A 20,516-nucleotide genomic window follows, 5' to 3' on the forward strand; every position below is an offset into this window, starting at 1 on the left:
TTTATTACTATATTCCAGCTATTTTTACAAATTCTTTATCCCAAACCCCTATATGCTGAATAAGCCATTTACTTAAAATATTTGCCATATCCAAAGCCGTATTTTTCCAATCACTAGCATTATTTAGCTCTTTAATTTTTTTATCAACTAAATTTTCAAAACTTCTATGCTGTTCAAAATGTTCCTTAATCTTTTTGTATTTATTAGAATTAGCATTTTGAAGTTTCTCTTCATCGGAAAAATGGTATTTGGTATAATCTAAAGTCATATTAAAGATATTTTTTACTCTATCTTTATCATTTTCATAAATAGCAGAGTATATATCATTAATAAAGTTAATCAATTTCATATGCTGTTCATCTATATGAGCATTATTAGTATTATAATTATCCGACCAATCTATATGATGAACACCTGTTTTAAAGAAACTTATGGCACTGAAGAAATTATTAGTTTGTTTTTCTAACTCTGAAGACGAATTTTTCATAAGCTCTACTAAATTGGCATTATCTTTAGTCTTCACATCTATACTAAGCATAGAATTATTAATTTTAGAAACATCTTCATGCTGCCTGTCTATCCTTACAACCATATCCTGCATTATATTAGTAGTATTTTCTATTTTCTTTTCTATCTCCACAAATAATTTTTGCGACATATTAGCAGAATCGGTAGCTTTTTTTATTTTATCATTACTATCTTCTATAAGTAAAGTGATATTTTTGGCAGATTCCGAAGTGCTTTGTGCCAAATTTCTAACCTCAGAAGCAACGACAGCAAATCCCCTTCCCTGCTCTCCAGCCCTAGCAGCCTCTACAGAAGCATTTAACGCCAATATATTAGTCTGAAAAGCTATATCCTCAATAATCTTTATAATATCACCTATCTTCTTACTAGATTCAAATACAAGTTCAGTATTTTTAGCCGTATCAAATATTATAGCTCCGGCATTATTTATTTCATCTCTGGCATCCATCATACTTTCACTCATAGATTTCATATTACTTGTAGATTCATCTATAGCCATAGAAATATTTTTCATAAACTCTGTTGTTTCATTTATATCTGAAGCCTGAGATATTGTTCTCTCAGATAGATCTTTATTAGAATAATAGAGACTATATGCAGTTCTTTTTGTCTGTGAAATATTAGAGTTTACTACTTTAATGATATCTTTTATAACTTTTTTCATTTTATTAAAGCTATTTAAAATATCTCCTATTTCATCTTTTCTAGTTAAATATTTCTCTGATATAACACTAGTTAAATCACCATTAGAAATACTTTCTGCCTCTTTAACTGCTTCTTTAATAGGATACATAACATGCTTACAGAATAGCCAGATTACAATTATGGAAATAATACTAAGAACTATTCCTACTGCAATAGGAAGTATAAGCATAAACTTAACAGGATTATAAAGTTCGCTTTCAGCTATAGTTACAACTATATACCAATGAGGATAGATAATAGTATTAAAATAAAGCATATAAAGTTTACCGTCATTGTCTTTATAATGTTTTATTCCTGTTTTAAGATCTGTAATATCTTTTAAAGGTTCAAATTCAGAAAGACTAGTAAATACTTTAGTTTCATCTTTAGAAGCTATTACATTCTTATTTTCATCTATTATGATAATATTTCCTGTTTCTCCGTATTTATAATTAGATATAGAATGACCTATAAAATCAGCCCAATCAATATGATATGATAATACTCCAATTATATCACCATTAGCATCATTTATATCCGAATACATTTTAAACACAGGCTTTCCTGTTATAGCCGACTTAGAAATCCATATTCTTTCATTTTTGGTATTATTTCTATAAGAATAAAAATCAGAATCAGAGCCATGATTATAAGCCATTAAGCTTCCGCCTTCTGAATCCAGCAAAACTTTTCCATCTGTATCTAAAATTACAAAATGAAGTGAGGATTTCCTATAATTTTTAAATGCTGAAAGACTATCAGCTGCCATTTGAGTATTTTCTTCTGTCCTATCCAATAAATAATTGATAATACTTTGATTTGTAGAAAAAGAATCTACCCTTGATTGTTGTTCTTCTATCCATAGATTAACCGTACTTTCATAAGCAACGGCTGTTGTTTCAAATCCATTTTGAGCCGCTATATCAACGGACTTCAATGATATTAAAAACATTATAACAGTTATTACAAATATTGATAATGTAATAGAAAGTCCCATAATAAGCGGTATTTTAAATGTTAAACTATTAAGTTTCATTATTAAAACCCTTATTATAAAATATTATAATACATTATATCATATTATAAAATTAAATCAAATCATAACTATCTTAATAAATTCAAAGCATCTTTAGGTAAATTATTAGAATGTACAAGCATAGCTAAAGCAGACTGCGATTTTATTGAGCTTATAGCTTCAAAAATAGAAGCTTCAGCTACATCTCTATCCATTTTTTTACTGCCGTAAGCTATAACATTTTCATAAGAAGTCATAAGTCCTTGAATATATGTATTAAATCTATTTTTATAAGCTCCTAAATCAGATCTTTGTTTAATAACATATCCGATCGCTTCATCTATTATTCCTATGGTTCTATTTGCTTTGCTTACAGAAGATACAGAAATATAACTGTTGAGTTCATTTTTCAATTTCAAAGAATTGGCTGTCATTGTGGCAATATAAATTCTTTTTCTCTGATCTCTGCTTGGTCCTATATGAATCCACATACTTGCTGATGCATTAACAGTATTTGAAAATCTTCCTGTAAATATATTTAAAGTATTAAATTGTGCTTGACTTGCTACCCTATCTATTTCATCTATTAAACTTGATACTTCTGCCTGAATATATGCTCTGTCAGAATTATTGTATATTCCATTTGCAGCTTTTACTGATAATTCTCTAATACGCTGCAATATATTTATTGTTTCATCCAAATATCCGTCAGCTGTCTGTATAAATGATATTCCGTCCTGAGTATTTTTTTCGGCACGAAGTATATATCTTCTCTGCACTAAAGGTCCTTTATCGCCTGCAAATAAACTAGGAAATTTTTTCTTATGCTCAGTTGAATTAACTTTTAAATATCTGTTTGCCCTAATTGCATTAATATTATTTGTTATTATCATAAAAAACCCCAATTATTCATTAATTTATTTAATAATATTATAATACATAAAGAATATTTTCAATAATTTATTTATTATTATCGGTATTAATTATAGAATTTTATTATATCATTAAGTAAAATAAAACTTTTAATATTATTTTATTTTTATAAATGTAATTTTTTTAGGTTTATAATATAATTAAAATATTAAAAATAAATCATTATTAGTGAAATGAATAACTATAATATAAAAAAATTAGCTATACTTCATCCTACTTTCGGATATAACGGCGGTGCTGAAAATGTAATACTTTCATTTTCAAAGTATTGTCATAATTTAAATATAGAAATAACCATATATACATATAAACTAAGGAATAATATTCCAAACTATATAAAACAGATAAAAACAGATATAAAATTAAATCCCTTTATCTTTAATAAAACCTCTAAATTTCTAGCAAATGAATTAAAGAATTATGATGCTGTTTTAATACATAATTTTCCGGCATCTATATTCTTTGGACTTGCATCAAAATATGCACAAAAAAATAATATTAAACTTCCAAAAAGTTTTTGGTATTGTCATGAGCCTAGTGTAAGACTTTACGGATATGATGATGAAAGCTATAAAAAACTTCAAAACACATGGGATATAATTGCAAGATACACAATGCATTTAGATAGATTAGGAATAGAAAAAATAAATTATATAATGTCAAACAGCATAAGAACTAAAGAGGCAGTAAAAAGAGTTTATGATAGAGAAGCAGAAGTCATATATCCTTGCATATCTGATGCAGAAAATATTATGACCATTAATAAAGGAAAACATTTTCTATACATAGGAAGAATAGAAAAACCTAAAAACTTGGAAAAAGCTATCATTGCATTTAAATCATTTATTGAAAAAATAGAAGATAAAGAATTAAAATTCATAATAGCAGGAAAAGGAAGACATGAAAACTATTTAAAAAAACTCACAGAAAAAATAAATATGCATAATAATATTATATTCAAAGGTTTTGTAACTGATGAAGAAAAAAGAGAATTGATGAATAAAAGCTATGCACTAATAATGCCAGCCGTTAATGAACCATTTGGACTTACTGTGATAGAAGCATTATATTCTTCATGCATATCTATAATATCAAATAAATCAGGAGTATATGAAGCAGTTAAAGATTTATCTATTAGCTGTGATATGGAAAATACAAATGAAATAGAAAACTCTATACTACTTGCATATAATGATAAAAATATAAAAAATAATATTATAAACGCTTCAAAATCAATATTAAATCTATTTACAGTATCATCATATAGTGAAAATGTAATAAAATATATAGTAAATCACTTGTAATATTTTTAATATGTATTATAGTTATAATTAACTATGTATCATTTTATAGTTAAATAGTTATAATTAATTATGGAGAGATTATGAAAAATTATACATCTATACCTAGTGCATTTTTTGAAACAGTTAAAAATATGCCTCAAAGTCCAGCTTACAGATATAGAGATAATAACGAAGAAAAAATTACAATCACATATAAAAAACTTTATGATAAAGTAAATGCTATTGCTAAGGCATTCGATGTTAAAGGATTATCAAAAAAACATGTTGCAATATTCTCGGAAAATAGAATAGAATGGTTTATATCAGATATGGCACTTTTAGCATTAGGTTCTGCTGATGTTCCAAGAGGCATAGACTCTACATCTGATGAATTAAATTATATAATAGAACATAGTGAATCCCAAGCTGTTCTAGTAGAAAATGAATATGTTTTTAACAAGATAAAAAAGCATCATAAAGATTTATCATTAATAGTTTTTCTCGACAGTTCTAAACATGATCCTGATAATAATATATACTCTTTTGAAAAGTTTTTAGAACTTGGTGAAGAAAGTTTAAATGGAGATGAAGAGTTTGCCGTAAAAAAGGCATCAAAATTAACTAATGAAAGTACAGCAACTATAATATATACTTCCGGAACCACAGGAAAACCAAAAGGTGTCATACTCACACATGGAAATATACTTCATAATATAAGAGTTCTTCCGGATATCATAAAATTACAGCCGGGGGAAAAACTTCTCACTATACTTCCGATTTGGCATATATACGAGAGAACAATATCTTATGTAACAGCAATAACAGGTTGTTTTACCGCTATTACAAATAAAAGATATTTAAAAAATGATTTCACAGAAGAAAAACCGGATATATTTATTTCTGTACCTGCAATATGGGTTAATATATATAATACTGTAATGAAAAACATAGACAGAAAAGGCACAATAGCTAGAAATCTTGCAAAATTTTTCATAAAAAGATCTTTAAAATATATAAGAAGTCTAAGGTTTCAGAATGATTTAGTTTATTTATTAGGAGAAGAATCTAAAGCCCATAAAAAATCAGAGTACAGTATAGGAATGTTTGATCCTATTTACCATAAAATGGCAAAAAAAATGGTATATAGTAAAATATTAGAATTAACAGGCGGTAAAATGCGTCTTACTATATCAGGCGGCGGAGCTTTACCTATGTACATAGAAGACTTTGTTGAAGCTGTAGGAATAAATTTGGTTGTAGGATGGGGTATAACAGAAACTTCTCCTGTTGTTACATTGAGATCCCCTTATAAAAATTACAGAGGAACTTGCGGTGCTCCAATACCAGAGGTGAAAATAGAAATTAGAGATAAAGAAGGAAATATTTGTAAAGATGGAGTTATGGGAGTATGCTATATAAAAGGTCCTAATATTTTTAAAGAATATTATAAAGATCCTGAATTAACTAAACAGGCAAAAGTTGATGGATTCTTTAACTCTGGAGATTTAGGAGCATATACTCAGCAAGGTGAAATAGTATTGACAGGAAGAGCAAAAGAAACAATAGTTCTGCTTACAGGTGAAAATGTGGAGCCTCAGCCTATAGAAAATAAAGCATTAGAATCGCCTTATATTTATCAAATCATGCTTATAGGACAAGATAAAGCTTCAACAGGTGCTATCATAGTTATAAATAAAGAAAACATAAAAGAATATTTTGATAAACATAAAATTTCTTATGATGAAAATACACTTTCCTCTTCAAAAGATGTTTATAAATTAATAAGAGAAGAGTTAGATAATTTAATTAACTATAAGAACGGTTTCAGACCTTATGAAGCTATAGCAAAAATGATAATCACAGATGAAGAGTTCACAATAGAAAATGGACTTCTCACTCAGTCTTTAAAAATAAAAAGAGCTAATGTTATGGAAGCATATAAAGATAAAATAGATTCTTTATATGACAGAATTAAATAATTCCTAATTCATTTATAATTTTTATATACTGATGTATAAAAAATTTATTTTTAATGTATAATAAAAATAAAAATTTAGGAAAATAAATAATGTTCATAACAAGTAAAAATGCAATAGTTGAAGCTATTTCAAAAGATTTAGTAAAAACTTTATATATAAAATTTCCAATTTCTAAAAGAGAAAAAGATATTATCAAATTAGCTGAAAAAAAGAAAGTATCAATTAAAAATGTTGATAAAAATGAAATGGAAAAAATTGTAGGAAAAATATATTCTGTAGCAGCAGATATAGATGAAAATGCTGAGATAGGAATAGAAAGTTTTATAGAAAAAGCATTTGAAAAAAGAGAAAATCCTTTAATATTCATATTAGATTCTATAACTGATGTTCATAATTTAGGTGCTATAATAAGAAATGCATATTTTTTTGATATAGCAGGAATTGTAATGCCGAAAGATAACTCTGCCCCTATTAATGAAAAGGTTTATGAAATATCAGAAGGAGCAGCATATCATTTGCCGATATCTATAGAAACTAATTTAAATAGAGTTATAGATTTTATGAAAGATAAAGGTTTTTGGATATATTACGCTAGTGAAAAAGGTGAAACCTCATTAGAAGATTTTAAATTTAACTCTCCTACTGCAATCATATTAGGTAATGAACATAGCGGAGTTAGAGATATATTAAAAAAAAATTCAGACGGAAGTGTTATCATAAATTCTTCTACGGATTTTGATTCTCTGAATGTATCTGCAGCATCTGCAGTCATAGGTTATGCTTATTCTATTTACAAATAGATATTATTATTATTTTATTAATATTAATTAATATTGTTATATAATAATGTATATATAGATTTTTTTACTTGCAATAATAGTAAAAAAGTATATATTAAATATATAGGATATAAAATTTAAGGCATAATATATGGAGATTTAAGATGCCTATAGCACCTTTAGACTTGCAACAATTATATATGCAGCAATCGCATATAGGCCGTATGGAGCATGTAAGAATGGCTGCAAAAACTATTGCAATGCAGTCGGAAGATAGAGATATACATAGAGATTCATATATAAAAGATTCTACTGTTGTAAAGTCTGAAAACATATCTGATGAAACTAAGGTTAAAGAAAAAAAAGATGAGCAAAGACCAAAAGATCATGGATATATGTCATATAGAAAAAAGAGTAAAAAAAGAATGGCAGATAATATTGATAATGATGATGAAAAAAATAATATTATAGAAATAGAAGAGGTTTCAGCAACAGAGAAAACTAAAGGTTCAAGAATAGATTTTTTAGGATAATTAATCTAATTATGCAAATTGTAATATCTATAATCATTAATATAGTTATATTGGCAGTTACCCTACCGCTATTTTATATTTATATAGTTTCAAAAGCTAGGGAAAGACTAGAAAAAGAAACTATGTCAAAGGCTAGAGAAGAAATAGAAGCTTTAGTAAAAGAATTTAATAATATAGCTTTATCAAGAATATCAATATTAGAGGATTCCATAGTAAGAGCAAACAGATTGGTAAAAGAGTTAAATAATTTTCAAGATAATAAAAAAGATAATGATATTAATAATGCAGTTATAACAGTAAAAGAAGATATAAAAAAAGATATAGAAGAAAATATAAATAAAAAAGAAGAAAAAAAACTTGATGTTTCAATTCAAGAATCTAATAATACAGAATCTAATATAGTGATGAACAATGAAAATAAAAATAAGAAATTAGATATAAGAGTAGAAGATAATAATATAAAAATAAACTCTAAAATAGAAACAACCGAAAAAGAAAAAAATGCAGAAATAAAACCTAAACCTAAAAAAAATAACATAGATACCGCAGCTAAAGCAATAGATGATGAAGCAAGAAGAGAAGTTATAGAAAAATTAAGAAATAAATTAGACAGAACTATTAAGACAAATATGGCAATATATGATAAACCTATAGAAGATAAAACTATAGCATTAGTTAATGAACCATTAGAAAATACAGTAAAAAATTCTAATAAGAATGAAGATATAATCAAACTATACAAAGAAGGTTTAAGCAAAGAAGAAATAGCCAAAAAATTAAATTGTTCTATAACTGAAATAGATATAGTAATAGATTTAAATATGGATTGATTAGTTAATAATTATCATAAAAAACCGCCTATTAAAATTAATTAACAAGCGGCTTTTTTTATATTATGATAACTTTATGCGTCTGTTTTTACAACTTTTTTCTTATAGATTGTATCAACTATAACACCCAAAGCATTATCACCGGATACATTACAAGCAGTACCGAATGAGTCTTGAGTAATATATAAAGCAACCATTATAGCACTTAAAGGACTGTCCGGACCGCCAAGCCCAACCATATAAAGGAAAGGTAAAGCTGTCATTATTGAACCGCCAGGAGCACCAGGAGAAGCTATCATAGCTATACCAAGCATAGCAATGAAAGGAAGTACTGTAGTGTAAGTTATAGGTATTTGATGCATTAAGCATACTGCAGTGGCACAGGCTGTAATTGTTATCATAGATCCTGCCATATGTATATTAGCACAAAGAGGTACTACAAAGTTTCTTATTTGTTCAGATATTCCATCTTTTTCAGCACATTGTAAATTTACAGGTATTGTAGCAGCTGATGACTGAGTACCTAAAGCTGTTGCATATCCTGCTATTTGGTTTTTCATAAGCATAAAAGGATTTTTCTTTCCTATTGTACCAGATACTAAGAATGCTATTAATAAATAAAGTAAATGCATTATTATTACCACTATAAATACTTTCCATAATATACCTAAAATTACAAAAGTTTTTCCAGATCTAGTCATATCTACAAAAGTACCGCAAATATAAAGAGGCAAAAGAGGAATTATAGATACGCGTAAAACTTTATCTATTATAGTTGATAATTCTTTAAAAACATTGTACAAATAATCACCTATTTCTTTTCCTCTCATAGTAGAAATACCAAGTCCTATTATGAAAGCAAATAAAACTGCAGCTAAAGTATCTAATAGAGGGGTTACTGTTATTGATAGATAAGGTGCAACAGAATTTCCAGCAGCAGCAGCTATTCTTTCAATATCATCAGGATTCATAAAACTAGGAAATAGATTATAAGATACTAAAAAAGACGCTGAACCAGCAATTAATGTAGAACCATAAGCCAATACACAAGTTACAAGAAGCAAAAATCCCGAGCCTTCTTTTAAGTCAGCTATACCCATAGACACATAGGAAACTATCATTAGCGGTATTACAAACTTCAGATAAGAACTAAATATTCCAGATGCCGTAACAATAATTCTTGATATTACTTCTGGTATAAAGTGCTGTCCAAAGAATATACCGAGCAGAATTCCAATGATTAGTCTAGGTACTAATCCAAGTTTAAATTTTTTTTCCATGTATTTCTCCTAAATTAATATGTATACTATATAATATATACAAAAATATTAATATGTAAATAGAGAACACATTTTTTTAGATATAATGTATATTATAATATAAAAAAAGCTTACTATATTACTATATAGAATATTTTAAAATTATAAAATTTCACTATAATAACTAATATATGTAAATTAAAATATCATAAATATAAAAAATATATTAAGTGTTTATTTAATAACCAAATCAGATGTACAATTCGGGCATTTTACGGCATTAATATTAATACTAGAACAACAATATGGGCAAGTTTTTTCTTTTAATTCTTTATCATCATTTTCTTTTTTTAAAATTTTTGCCTGCATTCTATTAAATAACTTTATTATCAAAAAAATAGCAAAAGCAGTAATAATAAAGCTTATAATAGTATTCAAAAAAACTCCTACACTAATAACAACGGCACCAGCTTCTTTAGCAGCTGCTATAGAATTATAAACTCCAATATTATCAGAACCTTTTTTAAGAACTATAAATATATTAGAAAAATCTATTCCGCTTAATAGCATACCTATAGGAGGCATTAATATATCATCTACAAAAGAATTAACTATCTTTGTAAATGATGCTCCGATAACTATACCAACCGCCATATCTAATATGCTTCCTTTCATAATAAAATTTTTAAACTCTTTTATCATAAGAATATCCTATAAAATTTTTAATTTTATTATATATTAAAAATTAAAAAGATACACAATAAATGTTAATATTATAAAAAATAATACTAGCATTGTTTCAAAACTATTTTTTTATAATTTGAGGAAACTAGCCATACGAAGTACTCCTACTGAAGTCATTAAGTGAAAAAAACTCATATTTATACATCAAAACAACTAATTATAAAACATTATTTTTATAATTAATAAATTACTAAATCTTCATATATAATCTTGGAAAGTTCTTTTGAAACAAGTATAATTTATATACTGAATATGATAGAAATAAAAATATACGGATAATAAATTTTATTCTATTAATAAATTCTGTCAAATTTAGAGTTATATTAATTTTATGAAATCAATTATATATTTAAGGGGACTATTTATTATATAGCCCCCTTCATTAGAATCGTATATATATTTTATAAATTATCTGTAATAATAGTATCTCATTCTATATGTGTTTAATTGTTCTAATTGTTCATCTGTTAGAACATCAAGCATAGTAACATCTTTTTCTATTCTAAGATAGTCTATTTCTTTTTCTAAATCTTTCTTTTGATTAATTAAATCTTTTACTAAGTTTAAATCAATATCTATTTTTTCTCTTTCCATTTTAAATTTATAATCTATATTTCTTTTTTGATATTCTAGATCATTAATTTTTAGTTCATATTCATAATTAATAGAACTAATTTGATCAAGCTGTTCATCTGATAAATATATACCAGCATTTCTGCACATTCTGTATATATCGCCTTTAGGTCCTCCAGCCCTAGGTCTTGGTGCAGTATCTCTAACTCTAGTTTCTCTTTCTCTTGGTGCAGCTTCTCTTCTCTCTCTTGGTTCTGCTTCATATCTTCTTCTCTCGCCAGCAGCAGGATCTGCAGGAGGTACTTGGGCAAAAACCATAGATGACATTAAAGCCATAATAAGTGTTGTTAATAATATTTTTGTTTTCATTGATTAATCTCCTACTTTTTAATTTTTTTATTTGATTGTTTCTATTTGCTTTATTAGACGATAAGAATAATAAAAAGTTCCTAAAAAAATAAAAAAATTATTGTGCTATTGATAAAAAATGAATATTGTTATATAGTAATACTCTATAGCAATATTATTATAAAAGGTATTAATCATGGAAATTTACGATATTGAAATGATAAGAAAATTCTATTCAAACTATTCTAACAAAGTTAATAATGTAAAACAAAAATTAAACAGAGCATTAACATTATCAGAAAAAATATTATATGCTCATTTATACGATGAAAAAAATATAAAAGATTTTAAAAGGGGAGAAGATTACGCAGATTTCAGACCAGACAGAGTGGCAATGCAAGATGCTACAGCTCAAATGGCATTACTTCAATTTATGAATGCTGGAAAAACATCTTCTGCCGTACCTGCTACAATACACTGCGATCACTTGATAGAAGCATGTAAAGGTGCTGAAGAAGATTTGAAAAATGCACTTAATATAAATAAAGAAGTTTATAACTTTTTGGAAAGCGTTGCAAAAAAATACGGACTTGGTTTTTGGGAAGCAGGTTCTGGTATAATACATCAAATAGTGCTAGAAAATTACGCTTTTCCTGCAGGTATGATGATAGGTACAGACTCTCATACTCCTAATGCTGGAGGACTTGGAATGCTTGCTATAGGTGTTGGAGGGGCTGATGCAGTGGACGTTATGACTGGAATGGAATGGGAATTAAAAATACCTAATATAATAGGAGTAAAATTGACAGGTTATCTAAACGGCTGGGCTAGTGCTAAAGATGTTATATTAAAATTGGCAGGAATCTTGACAGTAAAAGGTGGAACTAATTCCATTATAGAATATTTCGGAGAAGGTGCTTCTACATTATCCGCTGCTGGAAAGGCCTCAATATGCAATATGGGGGCTGAAGTGGGTGCTACTACTTCAATATTTCCTTATGATAATAATATAAAAGAATATTTGATTGCTACAGGTCGTGAAGATGTGGCAAAACTTGCAGAAGAAAATATTGATAACTTAAAAGCTGATAAAGAAGTATATGATAATCCAGAAAAATATTATGATAAAATAATAGAAATTAATTTATCCGAATTAGAGCCGTACTTAAACGGACCATTTACTCCAGATGCTGCCTGCACTATAAGTGAGTTTGCCAAAAAAGTAGAAGAAAATAAATACCCTACTGATATGGAAGTAGGATTAATAGGTTCTTGTACCAATTCTTCCTATCATGATCTAAGTAAAGCTGCCTCAATAGCACGTCAGGTTATAGATAAAAAATTAAAAGTAAAATCAAAAATAATAATTAATCCAGGTTCTGAAGCATCATATAATGCAGCATTAAGAGATGGAATAATAGATGACTTCAAAAAAATAGGTGCTGTTATAATGACTAATGCATGCGGACCTTGTATAGGACAATGGGACAGACAAGAAAAAGATAATACAAGAGCAAACTCTATAGTAACATCTTTTAATAGAAACTTTGCAAAACGTGCAGACGGCAATCCTAATACTCATGCATTCGTTGCTTCCCCAGAAACTGTAATGGCTTTGAGTATAGCAGGAGATTTGAGATTTAATCCTCTTAAAGATACTCTTACAAATGAAGAAGGTAAAGAAGTTAAACTTGATGCCCCTATAGGAATAGCTTTACCAAAAAACGGATTAAACACAGAAAATAAAAAAAGACAGAATAATCCAGATCCAAAAATTGAAATTGTAATAGATAAAGATTCTAAACGTTTACAATTATTAAATCCTTTCGACAAATTCAATATTAATGATTTTAATAATATGCCTCTACTTATAAAAGTTAAAGGTAAATGCACCACAGATCATATATCAATGGCTGGACCTTGGCTAAAATTCAGAGGACATTTGGAAAATATATCAGACAATATGTTAATGGGAGCCGTTAATTTCTTTAATGATAAAACAAACTCTGTATTCAATCAATTAAATAATAATTATGAAGAAGTTTCAAAAACAGCTAAAGAATACAAACAAAAAAATATATCATCTGTAGTAGTAGCAGAAGAAAATTACGGAGAAGGTTCAAGCAGAGAACATGCTGCAATGGAGCCTAGATTTTTGAATGTTAAGGCTGTACTTGCTAAAAGTTTTGCTAGGATACATGAAACAAACTTAAAAAAACAAGGTATGCTTGCCATAACTTTTAAAGATAAAGATGATTATAATAAAATACAGGAAAAAGACAAAATAACTATATTAGGACTTGATAATTTTAAGCCTAAACAAAACTTAACTGTTAAACTTATTCATGAAGACGGAAGCGAAGATACATTTGAGGTTATGCATACATATAATGAAGCACAGATTGAATGGTTTAAAAACGGCGGGGCTTTGAACACTTTAATGAAAAATTAAGTTTAAGCTATAAAGTTAATTAAATATACGGCATATCTTAAATGTCATTTTATAAAACATAGTAAGTTATTTATAGATTATATTAAAAAATTGACAAAGCAAAAATGTTTTACTATAATTAGTAATATAAAAATTGGGGATCATTTTATGAAAAAAATAATTATAATGGCTTTAATATTAATTGGTATAATAAATATAATAAGCTGCGGAGTTGGTAAAAGAGAAAAAACAAATAATACAAATAATTCAGAAGTAAATAATGAAAATAAATTAAATAATAATGAAGAAATCTATCAGGGATATGCTTCTAATGATATGTGGAGTATATATAAAACTACAATGTTAGAAGAGGAAGAAAAATTGTTTAATGAAATTGATTCTATAAAAGATAAAAAATCTTTCGATGAATGGCAGTCAAAAAATCCGAGTAAATCTTCTTTAGTATTTGCTATTGATAAATTTCCTACAGAAGAAAAGGCTATTGAATTAATATCTTATGGTGCTGATGTAAATATGAAAGATGATAATGACAGTAGGACTCCTTTAGAATTAGCTTCAGAAAATGGATATTTGAAACTTGTAAAAGAACTTATCAAACAAGGTGCTGATGTTAATTTTAGAGAAGAAGAAGGAGATATAGACGCTTTATATTATGCAGTAGAGTCTGAAAAAAATTATAATTTGGAAGTAATAAAGGAATTATTAAATGCTGGAGCAGACACTGGTATTATTTATGGTACTAAAGAAGAAAATGAAGATAATATATTATATCCTGCTATAAAAAGATGCGATTTAGAAAAGGTTAAACTCCTTACAGAACATGGAGCAGATATAAATTATTCAAATTTTGAGTATGGCCCTGTAATTGCTTATGCTATTTCTCAAGAATGTATTGATATAATAAAATATTTAGTTTCTCAAGGTGCTGACCCTGCTATGACATATACCAATGGTTATTCATATTCAGGTAAAAGTTATTCATTACTTAATGCTGCAGTAGGAAATAAAACTACAGAAATAGCAGAATATTTAATAGAGCAAGGTGCGGATATTAATACTCAAACTGATAGTGTTTCTGATTTACCTTTAATATTTATTGCTCTTAGAGCTGAAAATATTGAACTTCTTAAACTTTTGATAGAGAAAGGTGCAGATACTTCTGTTGTTGATAAAGACGGAAAAACAATTTTTGATTTAGCTAAAGAACAAGGCTATGATGAGATTGCGGCTTTAGAGAAATAATAAAAATTAAAAAATCGAGCAGCTAATAACTGACGAAGGAAGTTATTAGCTCTTTATAAGCGAGATTTTTTAATATATAAATAAGAAAAAAGCCGCCTCGATAAGTCATTATCGAGGGTCTCATAGGCTTTTTCGAGCATAGCAGCAATAAATAAAAAATCGAGCAGCTGATAACTTTAGTTGTCAGCTATATTAAAAATAAAAAATCGAGCGTCTATCAGCTAAAAGCTGATAGAGATTTTAAAGCTAGATTTTTTATATATAATAATAAGTTTATCGAAATTAGTATTTTATTTACTTTTATATTTAGTTGTGATATTATAGTAAACAATAATGATTAAGGAGTGTTTAAATGAAAAAAATAATTATAACAGCTTTAATATTAATAAGTATAATAAGCTGTAATTCTAAAAAAACTGATAGTACAGAAGTAGACACAAATACTAATGCCGTTAATACCAATAATACAGAAATATCTAATAATGATGAATATGTTGAAGATAATAATACTGAGGAAATTAATACTGATACTGAAGAAATTAATGAAGTGCCAGAATGGGATTTGGATGCTTTTAATGAGCTTAAAAATGTAAAAGATGCAGAGTCTTTAAAAAGCTGGGAAGAAAAACATGGAGAAAGAAGTTTAATAATGGCATTACAATACGGGGATAAAAAAATGGTTACTCAATTACTTTCTTACGGTGCTAATGTTGATCAGACTTATGTTGATAATGATAGTCCATTAAAAACAGCTTCTGCAAAGGGAGATTTAGAACTTGTAAAAGAGTTTATAAAAAGAGGGGCAGATGTTAATTTTAGGGGAGAAGGAAATATTGATGCTTTACATTCAGCAGTAATGTCTACAAATGAAAATAGTTTAAAAATAATGAAAGAATTATTAGATGCAGGTGCTGAAGTAGATGTCGAGTACGGCTGGGAAGAACATGTTCCTATATTACTTGAAACAATTGGAGTTGACGAATCAAAATGTGATTTAGAAAAATTTAAAATGCTTGCTGAATATGGAGCTGATATAAATTATGATAGTTATGGCTATCCTTTAATTCGTTATGCTGTTAATGCAGGCCGTTTAGATATAGTAAAATATTTAGTTTCAAAAGGCATTGACCCTGCTATGAAATATGAACTTAAAGAATACTATCCAAATGTAAATATTTCATTATTGGCTAGTACTCTTTATAATAGTGATACTTTAATGGCAAAGTATTTAATAGAGCAAGGTGCCGATGTAAATACTCCTATACCTTCAGAAGATGGTTATCCTTTACTGCTTCAGGCTATTGACAATGGAAAAACAGAGCTTGTTAAACTTTTAATAGAGAATGGAGCAGACACTACAGTTGTAAACAAAGAGAAAAAGACTGTATTCGATATAGCTAGAGAAAAAGGTTATAATGATATTGTGGCTTTAGAGAAATAATAAAATGTTAAATTAAGTGAGCAGACCTTGTTATATAGCAATAATAAAGTGAGAAAAAGCCGCCTCGATAAGTTATTATCGAGGGTCTCATAGGCTTTTTCGAGCATAACAACAATAAAAGGCTTTAGAGAAATAATAAATTATAATATAATGAAATTATGAGCAAAACAAAAACTATTAATGTATTAAATGATTATTTTGTGAGATATCTATTCTCATCTAAAGACAGTAATCTTATATTACTTGATTTTATTAATTCAACAATGCTTGATTCTGGTATGAAAACTTTTAGAAGCGTTGAGATTTTAACACCATTTAACTATAAGGAAAACTATGAAGATAAAGAAACTATTGCAGATGTTAAATGCATTACACAGAATGGAACTGTTGTTATTATAGAAATACAATTACAGGGCAATTCAAGATTTCCAGAACGTATACTATATTATTGGGCTTCTAATTACAGCAAACTTTTAAAACATGGTGAAAAATATGATGCTCTTACCCCAGTAGTAAGTATTAATTTACTTGACTTCAATTTAGATGACTTTGATAATATACATTCATGCTATATGATTTATGATACTAACAATAAAAGACTGCTTACAGATCATTTGCAGATACATATAATAGAATTAAAAAAGTTTAAATATAATTTACTTAAGCCTGATTTAAATTGCTGGCTTAAATTTTTTACTATGAAAGATAATAAGGAGGCAATTATGTCTGAATTAGTTAAAGAAAAACCTATAATGGAAGAAGTACAAAAAAGATATAATAACTTCATAAAAGACAGGCTAATGATGAATGAATATGATAAAAGACAGGCATATCTATACGGAAATCAAATAATGCTTGAAGAAGAAAGAAGATTAGGAAAAGAAGAAGGCATTAAAGAAGGTATTAAAGAAAATCAAATAACAACAGCAAGAAATATGAAAAATGATAAAATAGATTTCAATACTATTTCTAAATATACAGGATTAAGTGTAGAAGAAATAGAAAAGCTGTAAAATTTTTATTAATAAAATAATCAGTTGTTATTAGTCAATAAAACTAAGTTTATTTATAACAACAAATCAATTAAAAGTAATAGGATTTTAATATGAGCAAATTAGAAATGAAAAACGGTAAATTAATAGTACCAAATCAAGTAACAATACCTTTTATAGAGGGAGACGGAGTCGGAGCAGAAATCACACCTGTTTCACAAATGATAGTAAATGAAGCTGTAAAAAAAGCATATAACGGAGAAAAATCTATCGAATGGAAGGAAGTTCTTGCAGGAGATAAGGCACAAAAAGAATTAGGAACCCCTCTTCCTGATGACACTATAAATATTTTTAAAGAATATCTTATAGGTATAAAAGGACCTTTAACTACTCCTGTCGGGGAGGGTATGCGTTCTTTAAATGTAACACTTAGACAGACTTTAGATTTATATGTATGTTTAAGACCTGTAAGATGGTTTAAAGGCACTTCTTCCCCTATCAAAGAGCCTAATAAAGTTAATATGGTAGTTTTTAGGGAGAATACTGAAGATATATATGCAGGTATAGAATGGAAAACAGGCACAGAAGAAGCTAAAAAATTTTATAACTTCCTAAAAAATGAAATGGGAGTAACTAAGGTAAGATTTCCAGAAACTTCATCTTTCGGAGTAAAACCTGTATCAGAAGAAGGTTCTAAAAGACTTATACGCTCTGCTATAGAATATGCTATTGAAAACAAACTTCCTTCTGTAACATTAGTTCATAAAGGAAATATAATGAAGTTTACTGAAGGCGGATTCAAAAAATACGGATATGAACTTGCAAGAAAAGAATTTGCTGATGAGACTTTTACTATGGAAGAATATGCCGAGATAAAAAAAGAGTTCGGTGAAGATAAGGCAAAAGCAAAATTAAAAGAAGCTAAAGAAAATGGAAAAATTATAATAAAAGACAATATTACTGATGCTTTTCTACAAAACACATTATTAAAACCTGAGGATTTTTCTGTGATAGCTACATTAAACTTAAATGGTGATTATATTTCGGATCAATTAGCTGCAATGGTTGGAGGAATTGGCATAGCACCGGGCGGAAATATTAATTATAAAACAGGTCATGCTATTTTTGAAGCAACTCATGGTACAGCACCTGATATAGCAGGAAAAAATCAAGCCAATCCTTGTTCATTAATACTTTCTTCTGTCATGGCATTAGAGTATTTAAATATGAATAAGGCATCAGAGTTAATTATAAATGCATTAGAAAGATCTTTTGAGAGCGGATATGCTACTGAAGATTTGGCTAGCTTTATGGATAATGGTGTATCGCTTGGTACTAAAGAGTTTGGAGAAAAAATAGTTTCTCTATTATAATTTTATATTTTATTTTTATTTAAAAATAAACATTATATTTTATAAACTAAAAATTAATAACAAAAGGAGTTTATTATGAAAAAAGAATACCTACTATACAAACTATACGATCATTCGAGCAAGCGTATAAAAATTGATAGCGAACTTTTTCAAAAATATAATGTAAAAAAGGGGCTTAGAAATGAAGACGGTACAGGAGTGCTTGTAGGACTTACAAATGTAGGCGATGTTGTAGGATATGAAAAAGATGAAAATGGAAATGTATATCCTATAGACGGAAAACTATATTATAGGGGATACAGTATAAACGATATAGCTGAAGACATCTTAAAAAATAAACGTTTCGGTTATGAGGAGGTTTGCTATCTTCTGCTTTCTGGAAAACTTCCAGATGAAGAAAGGCTGCAGTCTTTTAGAGAACTCATAGCAGAAAATATGTATTTGGATAAGAAAACTATTATGAATATAATAGATTTGGAAGGTCAGAATATTATGAATATTTTATCAAGAAGCGTTCTTGAGATGTATATTCATGATCCTAATCCTGAAGATCTATCATTAGATAATTTAATGCTTCAGTCTATACAATTAATAGCAAGATTCCCAGCAGTTATCGCTTATGCTTACAATATGTATAAGTATAGTGTAGACCAAAAATACTTAACTATTACACTTCCTAAACCTAAATATTCTATAGCTGAAAACTTTTTATACATGCTTAAACAGGAGTTCACACCATTAGAAGCTAGAATGCTTGATTTATTATTAATACTTCATGCAGATCATGGCGGCGGTAATAACTCTACATTCACAGTACGCGTTACAAGCTCATCAAGAACAGATACATATTCAAGTATATCCGCAGGAATAGGTTCTCTTAAGGGTGATTTACATGGAGGAGCTAATGCCAAAGTTATGGATATGTTTATTCATTTAAAAGATGCAATAGATAATTGGGAAGATAAAAATGAAATAGATGATTATCTTACAAAAATGCTTAATAAGGAAGCGTATGATAACAGCGGACTTATATATGGTATGGGGCATGCTGTTTATACTTTATCAGATCCTAGAGCTGTTATATTAAAAGATTTGGCTCGTCAGCTTGCTAAAGAAAAGAAAAAAGAATGCGAGCTTCAATTTTTGGAATTAATAGAAGAAAGGGCTGTTGAATGCTTTATAAAAGTAAAAGGTGAGAAAAAAAGAGTTTGTGCTAATGTAGACCTTTATTCTGGTTTTATATATGATATGCTTGGAATACCTAAAGAGATTTATACTCCATTATTTGCTATGTCAAGAATAGTAGGCTGGTGTGCTCATAGAATAGAAGAGCTTAATTTCGATGACAGAAGAATAATAAGACCCGCATATAAAAATGTTATAGAGCCTCAAGAGTTTATTACTATGGATAAAAGATAATTATTGAAATATAATTAACAAAAAATTATGATAAAAAATTAAAAGGAGCTTTATTTTATATATAGCTCCTTTTTTATTATAAAACAAGAATGATTAATCTGATATATTT

At 27.8% G+C, this 20,516-nt stretch carries 16 protein-coding genes; 11 read left to right on the top strand and 5 right to left on the bottom strand.

All coding sequences use genetic code 11. The features are described 5' to 3' along the window. Positions 1-7: 7 nt before the first annotated feature. Positions 8-2,248, bottom strand: a complete 2,241-nt coding sequence (locus A966_RS10915) for a methyl-accepting chemotaxis protein (RefSeq protein WP_008725529.1) — start codon at positions 2,246-2,248, stop codon at positions 8-10. Positions 2,249-2,316: 68 nt separating this feature from the next. Next, positions 2,317-3,120, bottom strand: a complete 804-nt coding sequence (locus A966_RS10920; RefSeq protein WP_008725532.1) for a flagellin N-terminal helical domain-containing protein — start codon at positions 3,118-3,120, stop codon at positions 2,317-2,319. Positions 3,121-3,333: 213 nt separating this feature from the next. On the opposite strand from A966_RS10920, the gene A966_RS10925 reads away from it, so the two are divergent. The 5 genes from A966_RS10925 to A966_RS10945 all read left to right on the top strand — a co-directional run bounded on the left by A966_RS10925 (position 3,334) and on the right by A966_RS10945 (position 8,564). Next, positions 3,334-4,464 carry a glycosyltransferase family 4 protein gene (locus A966_RS10925; RefSeq protein ID WP_008725535.1) on the top strand — a complete coding sequence of 377 codons (1,131 nt, stop codon included), beginning with the start codon at positions 3,334-3,336 and terminating at the stop codon, positions 4,462-4,464. Between the two features lie 80 nt (positions 4,465-4,544). Continuing rightward, complete coding sequence (locus A966_RS10930; RefSeq protein ID WP_008725536.1) at positions 4,545-6,422, top strand: AMP-dependent synthetase/ligase; 1,878 nt, start codon at positions 4,545-4,547, stop codon at positions 6,420-6,422. Positions 6,423-6,511: 89 nt separating this feature from the next. Continuing rightward, positions 6,512-7,222: a 23S rRNA (guanosine(2251)-2'-O)-methyltransferase RlmB gene (gene rlmB / locus A966_RS10935; RefSeq protein ID WP_008725538.1), complete on the top strand. Its 711-nt coding sequence runs from the start codon at positions 6,512-6,514 to the stop codon at positions 7,220-7,222. Between the two features lie 143 nt (positions 7,223-7,365). After that, a complete protein-coding gene (locus tag A966_RS10940) occupies positions 7,366-7,734 on the top strand; it encodes a hypothetical protein (protein WP_008725541.1) in 369 nt (122 codons plus the stop codon). 11 nt (positions 7,735-7,745) lie between these two features. Next, the gene (locus A966_RS10945; RefSeq protein ID WP_008725543.1) at positions 7,746-8,564 is read left to right on the top strand and encodes a hypothetical protein; all 819 of its coding nucleotides are present in this window, start codon (positions 7,746-7,748) and stop codon (positions 8,562-8,564) included. 74 nt (positions 8,565-8,638) lie between these two features. Here A966_RS10945 and A966_RS10950 read toward each other — a convergent pair whose 3' ends face one another. From A966_RS10950 to A966_RS10960, 3 genes are all read right to left on the bottom strand, one after another. Beyond that, on the bottom strand, positions 8,639-9,844 hold the full coding sequence (locus tag A966_RS10950; RefSeq protein ID WP_008725545.1) for a dicarboxylate/amino acid:cation symporter: 1,206 nt from the start codon (positions 9,842-9,844) through the stop codon (positions 8,639-8,641). A 213-nt stretch (positions 9,845-10,057) separates the two neighbouring features. Beyond that, on the bottom strand, positions 10,058-10,525 hold the full coding sequence (gene mscL / locus A966_RS10955) for a large conductance mechanosensitive channel protein MscL (protein WP_008725547.1): 468 nt from the start codon (positions 10,523-10,525) through the stop codon (positions 10,058-10,060). Between the two features lie 450 nt (positions 10,526-10,975). Continuing rightward, positions 10,976-11,509, bottom strand: a complete 534-nt coding sequence (locus A966_RS10960) for a Spy/CpxP family protein refolding chaperone (RefSeq protein WP_008725548.1) — start codon at positions 11,507-11,509, stop codon at positions 10,976-10,978. A 175-nt stretch (positions 11,510-11,684) separates the two neighbouring features. On the opposite strand from A966_RS10960, the gene A966_RS10965 reads away from it, so the two are divergent. From A966_RS10965 to A966_RS10990, 6 genes are all read left to right on the top strand, one after another. Further along, positions 11,685-13,940 (top strand): aconitate hydratase, encoded by a 2,256-nt coding sequence (locus A966_RS10965; protein WP_008725550.1) that lies wholly within the window; start codon positions 11,685-11,687, stop codon positions 13,938-13,940. 147 nt (positions 13,941-14,087) lie between these two features. Beyond that, positions 14,088-15,182, top strand: coding sequence for an ankyrin repeat domain-containing protein (locus A966_RS10970; protein WP_008725552.1), 1,095 nt, complete (start codon positions 14,088-14,090; stop codon positions 15,180-15,182). Between the two features lie 352 nt (positions 15,183-15,534). Continuing rightward, complete coding sequence (locus A966_RS10975) at positions 15,535-16,623, top strand: ankyrin repeat domain-containing protein (protein WP_008725555.1); 1,089 nt, start codon at positions 15,535-15,537, stop codon at positions 16,621-16,623. A gap of 158 nt (positions 16,624-16,781) precedes the next feature. Next, positions 16,782-17,636, top strand: coding sequence for an Rpn family recombination-promoting nuclease/putative transposase (locus tag A966_RS10980; protein ID WP_008725558.1), 855 nt, complete (start codon positions 16,782-16,784; stop codon positions 17,634-17,636). Positions 17,637-17,728: 92 nt separating this feature from the next. Next, positions 17,729-18,988, top strand: coding sequence for an NADP-dependent isocitrate dehydrogenase (gene icd, locus A966_RS10985; protein ID WP_008725560.1), 1,260 nt, complete (start codon positions 17,729-17,731; stop codon positions 18,986-18,988). Positions 18,989-19,063: 75 nt separating this feature from the next. Beyond that, positions 19,064-20,407: a citrate/2-methylcitrate synthase gene (locus tag A966_RS10990; RefSeq protein WP_008725562.1), complete on the top strand. Its 1,344-nt coding sequence runs from the start codon at positions 19,064-19,066 to the stop codon at positions 20,405-20,407. The last annotated feature ends 109 nt before the right edge of the window (positions 20,408-20,516 follow it).

This window comes from Brachyspira hampsonii 30446, assembly GCF_000316195.1.
GTDB lineage: Bacteria > Spirochaetota > Brachyspiria > Brachyspirales > Brachyspiraceae > Brachyspira > Brachyspira hampsonii_C.

Excerpts from the sequence above, each read along its gene's own strand:
- A966_RS10915 (WP_008725529.1), bottom strand. The coding sequence starts at position 2,248 with ATGAAACTTAATAGTTTAACATTTAAAATACCGCTTATTATGGGACTT.
- A966_RS10920 (WP_008725532.1), bottom strand. The coding sequence starts at position 3,120 with ATGATAATAACAAATAATATTAATGCAATTAGGGCAAACAGATATTTA.
- A966_RS10925 (WP_008725535.1), top strand. The coding sequence starts at position 3,334 with ATGAATAACTATAATATAAAAAAATTAGCTATACTTCATCCTACTTTC.
- A966_RS10930 (WP_008725536.1), top strand. The coding sequence starts at position 4,545 with ATGAAAAATTATACATCTATACCTAGTGCATTTTTTGAAACAGTTAAA.
- rlmB (WP_008725538.1), top strand. The coding sequence starts at position 6,512 with ATGTTCATAACAAGTAAAAATGCAATAGTTGAAGCTATTTCAAAAGAT.
- A966_RS10940 (WP_008725541.1), top strand. The coding sequence starts at position 7,366 with ATGCCTATAGCACCTTTAGACTTGCAACAATTATATATGCAGCAATCG.
- A966_RS10945 (WP_008725543.1), top strand. The coding sequence starts at position 7,746 with ATGCAAATTGTAATATCTATAATCATTAATATAGTTATATTGGCAGTT.
- A966_RS10950 (WP_008725545.1), bottom strand. The coding sequence starts at position 9,844 with ATGGAAAAAAAATTTAAACTTGGATTAGTACCTAGACTAATCATTGGA.
- mscL (WP_008725547.1), bottom strand. The coding sequence starts at position 10,525 with ATGATAAAAGAGTTTAAAAATTTTATTATGAAAGGAAGCATATTAGAT.
- A966_RS10960 (WP_008725548.1), bottom strand. The coding sequence starts at position 11,509 with ATGAAAACAAAAATATTATTAACAACACTTATTATGGCTTTAATGTCA.
- A966_RS10965 (WP_008725550.1), top strand. The coding sequence starts at position 11,685 with ATGGAAATTTACGATATTGAAATGATAAGAAAATTCTATTCAAACTAT.
- A966_RS10970 (WP_008725552.1), top strand. The coding sequence starts at position 14,088 with ATGAAAAAAATAATTATAATGGCTTTAATATTAATTGGTATAATAAAT.
- A966_RS10975 (WP_008725555.1), top strand. The coding sequence starts at position 15,535 with ATGAAAAAAATAATTATAACAGCTTTAATATTAATAAGTATAATAAGC.
- A966_RS10980 (WP_008725558.1), top strand. The coding sequence starts at position 16,782 with ATGAGCAAAACAAAAACTATTAATGTATTAAATGATTATTTTGTGAGA.
- icd (WP_008725560.1), top strand. The coding sequence starts at position 17,729 with ATGAGCAAATTAGAAATGAAAAACGGTAAATTAATAGTACCAAATCAA.
- A966_RS10990 (WP_008725562.1), top strand. The coding sequence starts at position 19,064 with ATGAAAAAAGAATACCTACTATACAAACTATACGATCATTCGAGCAAG.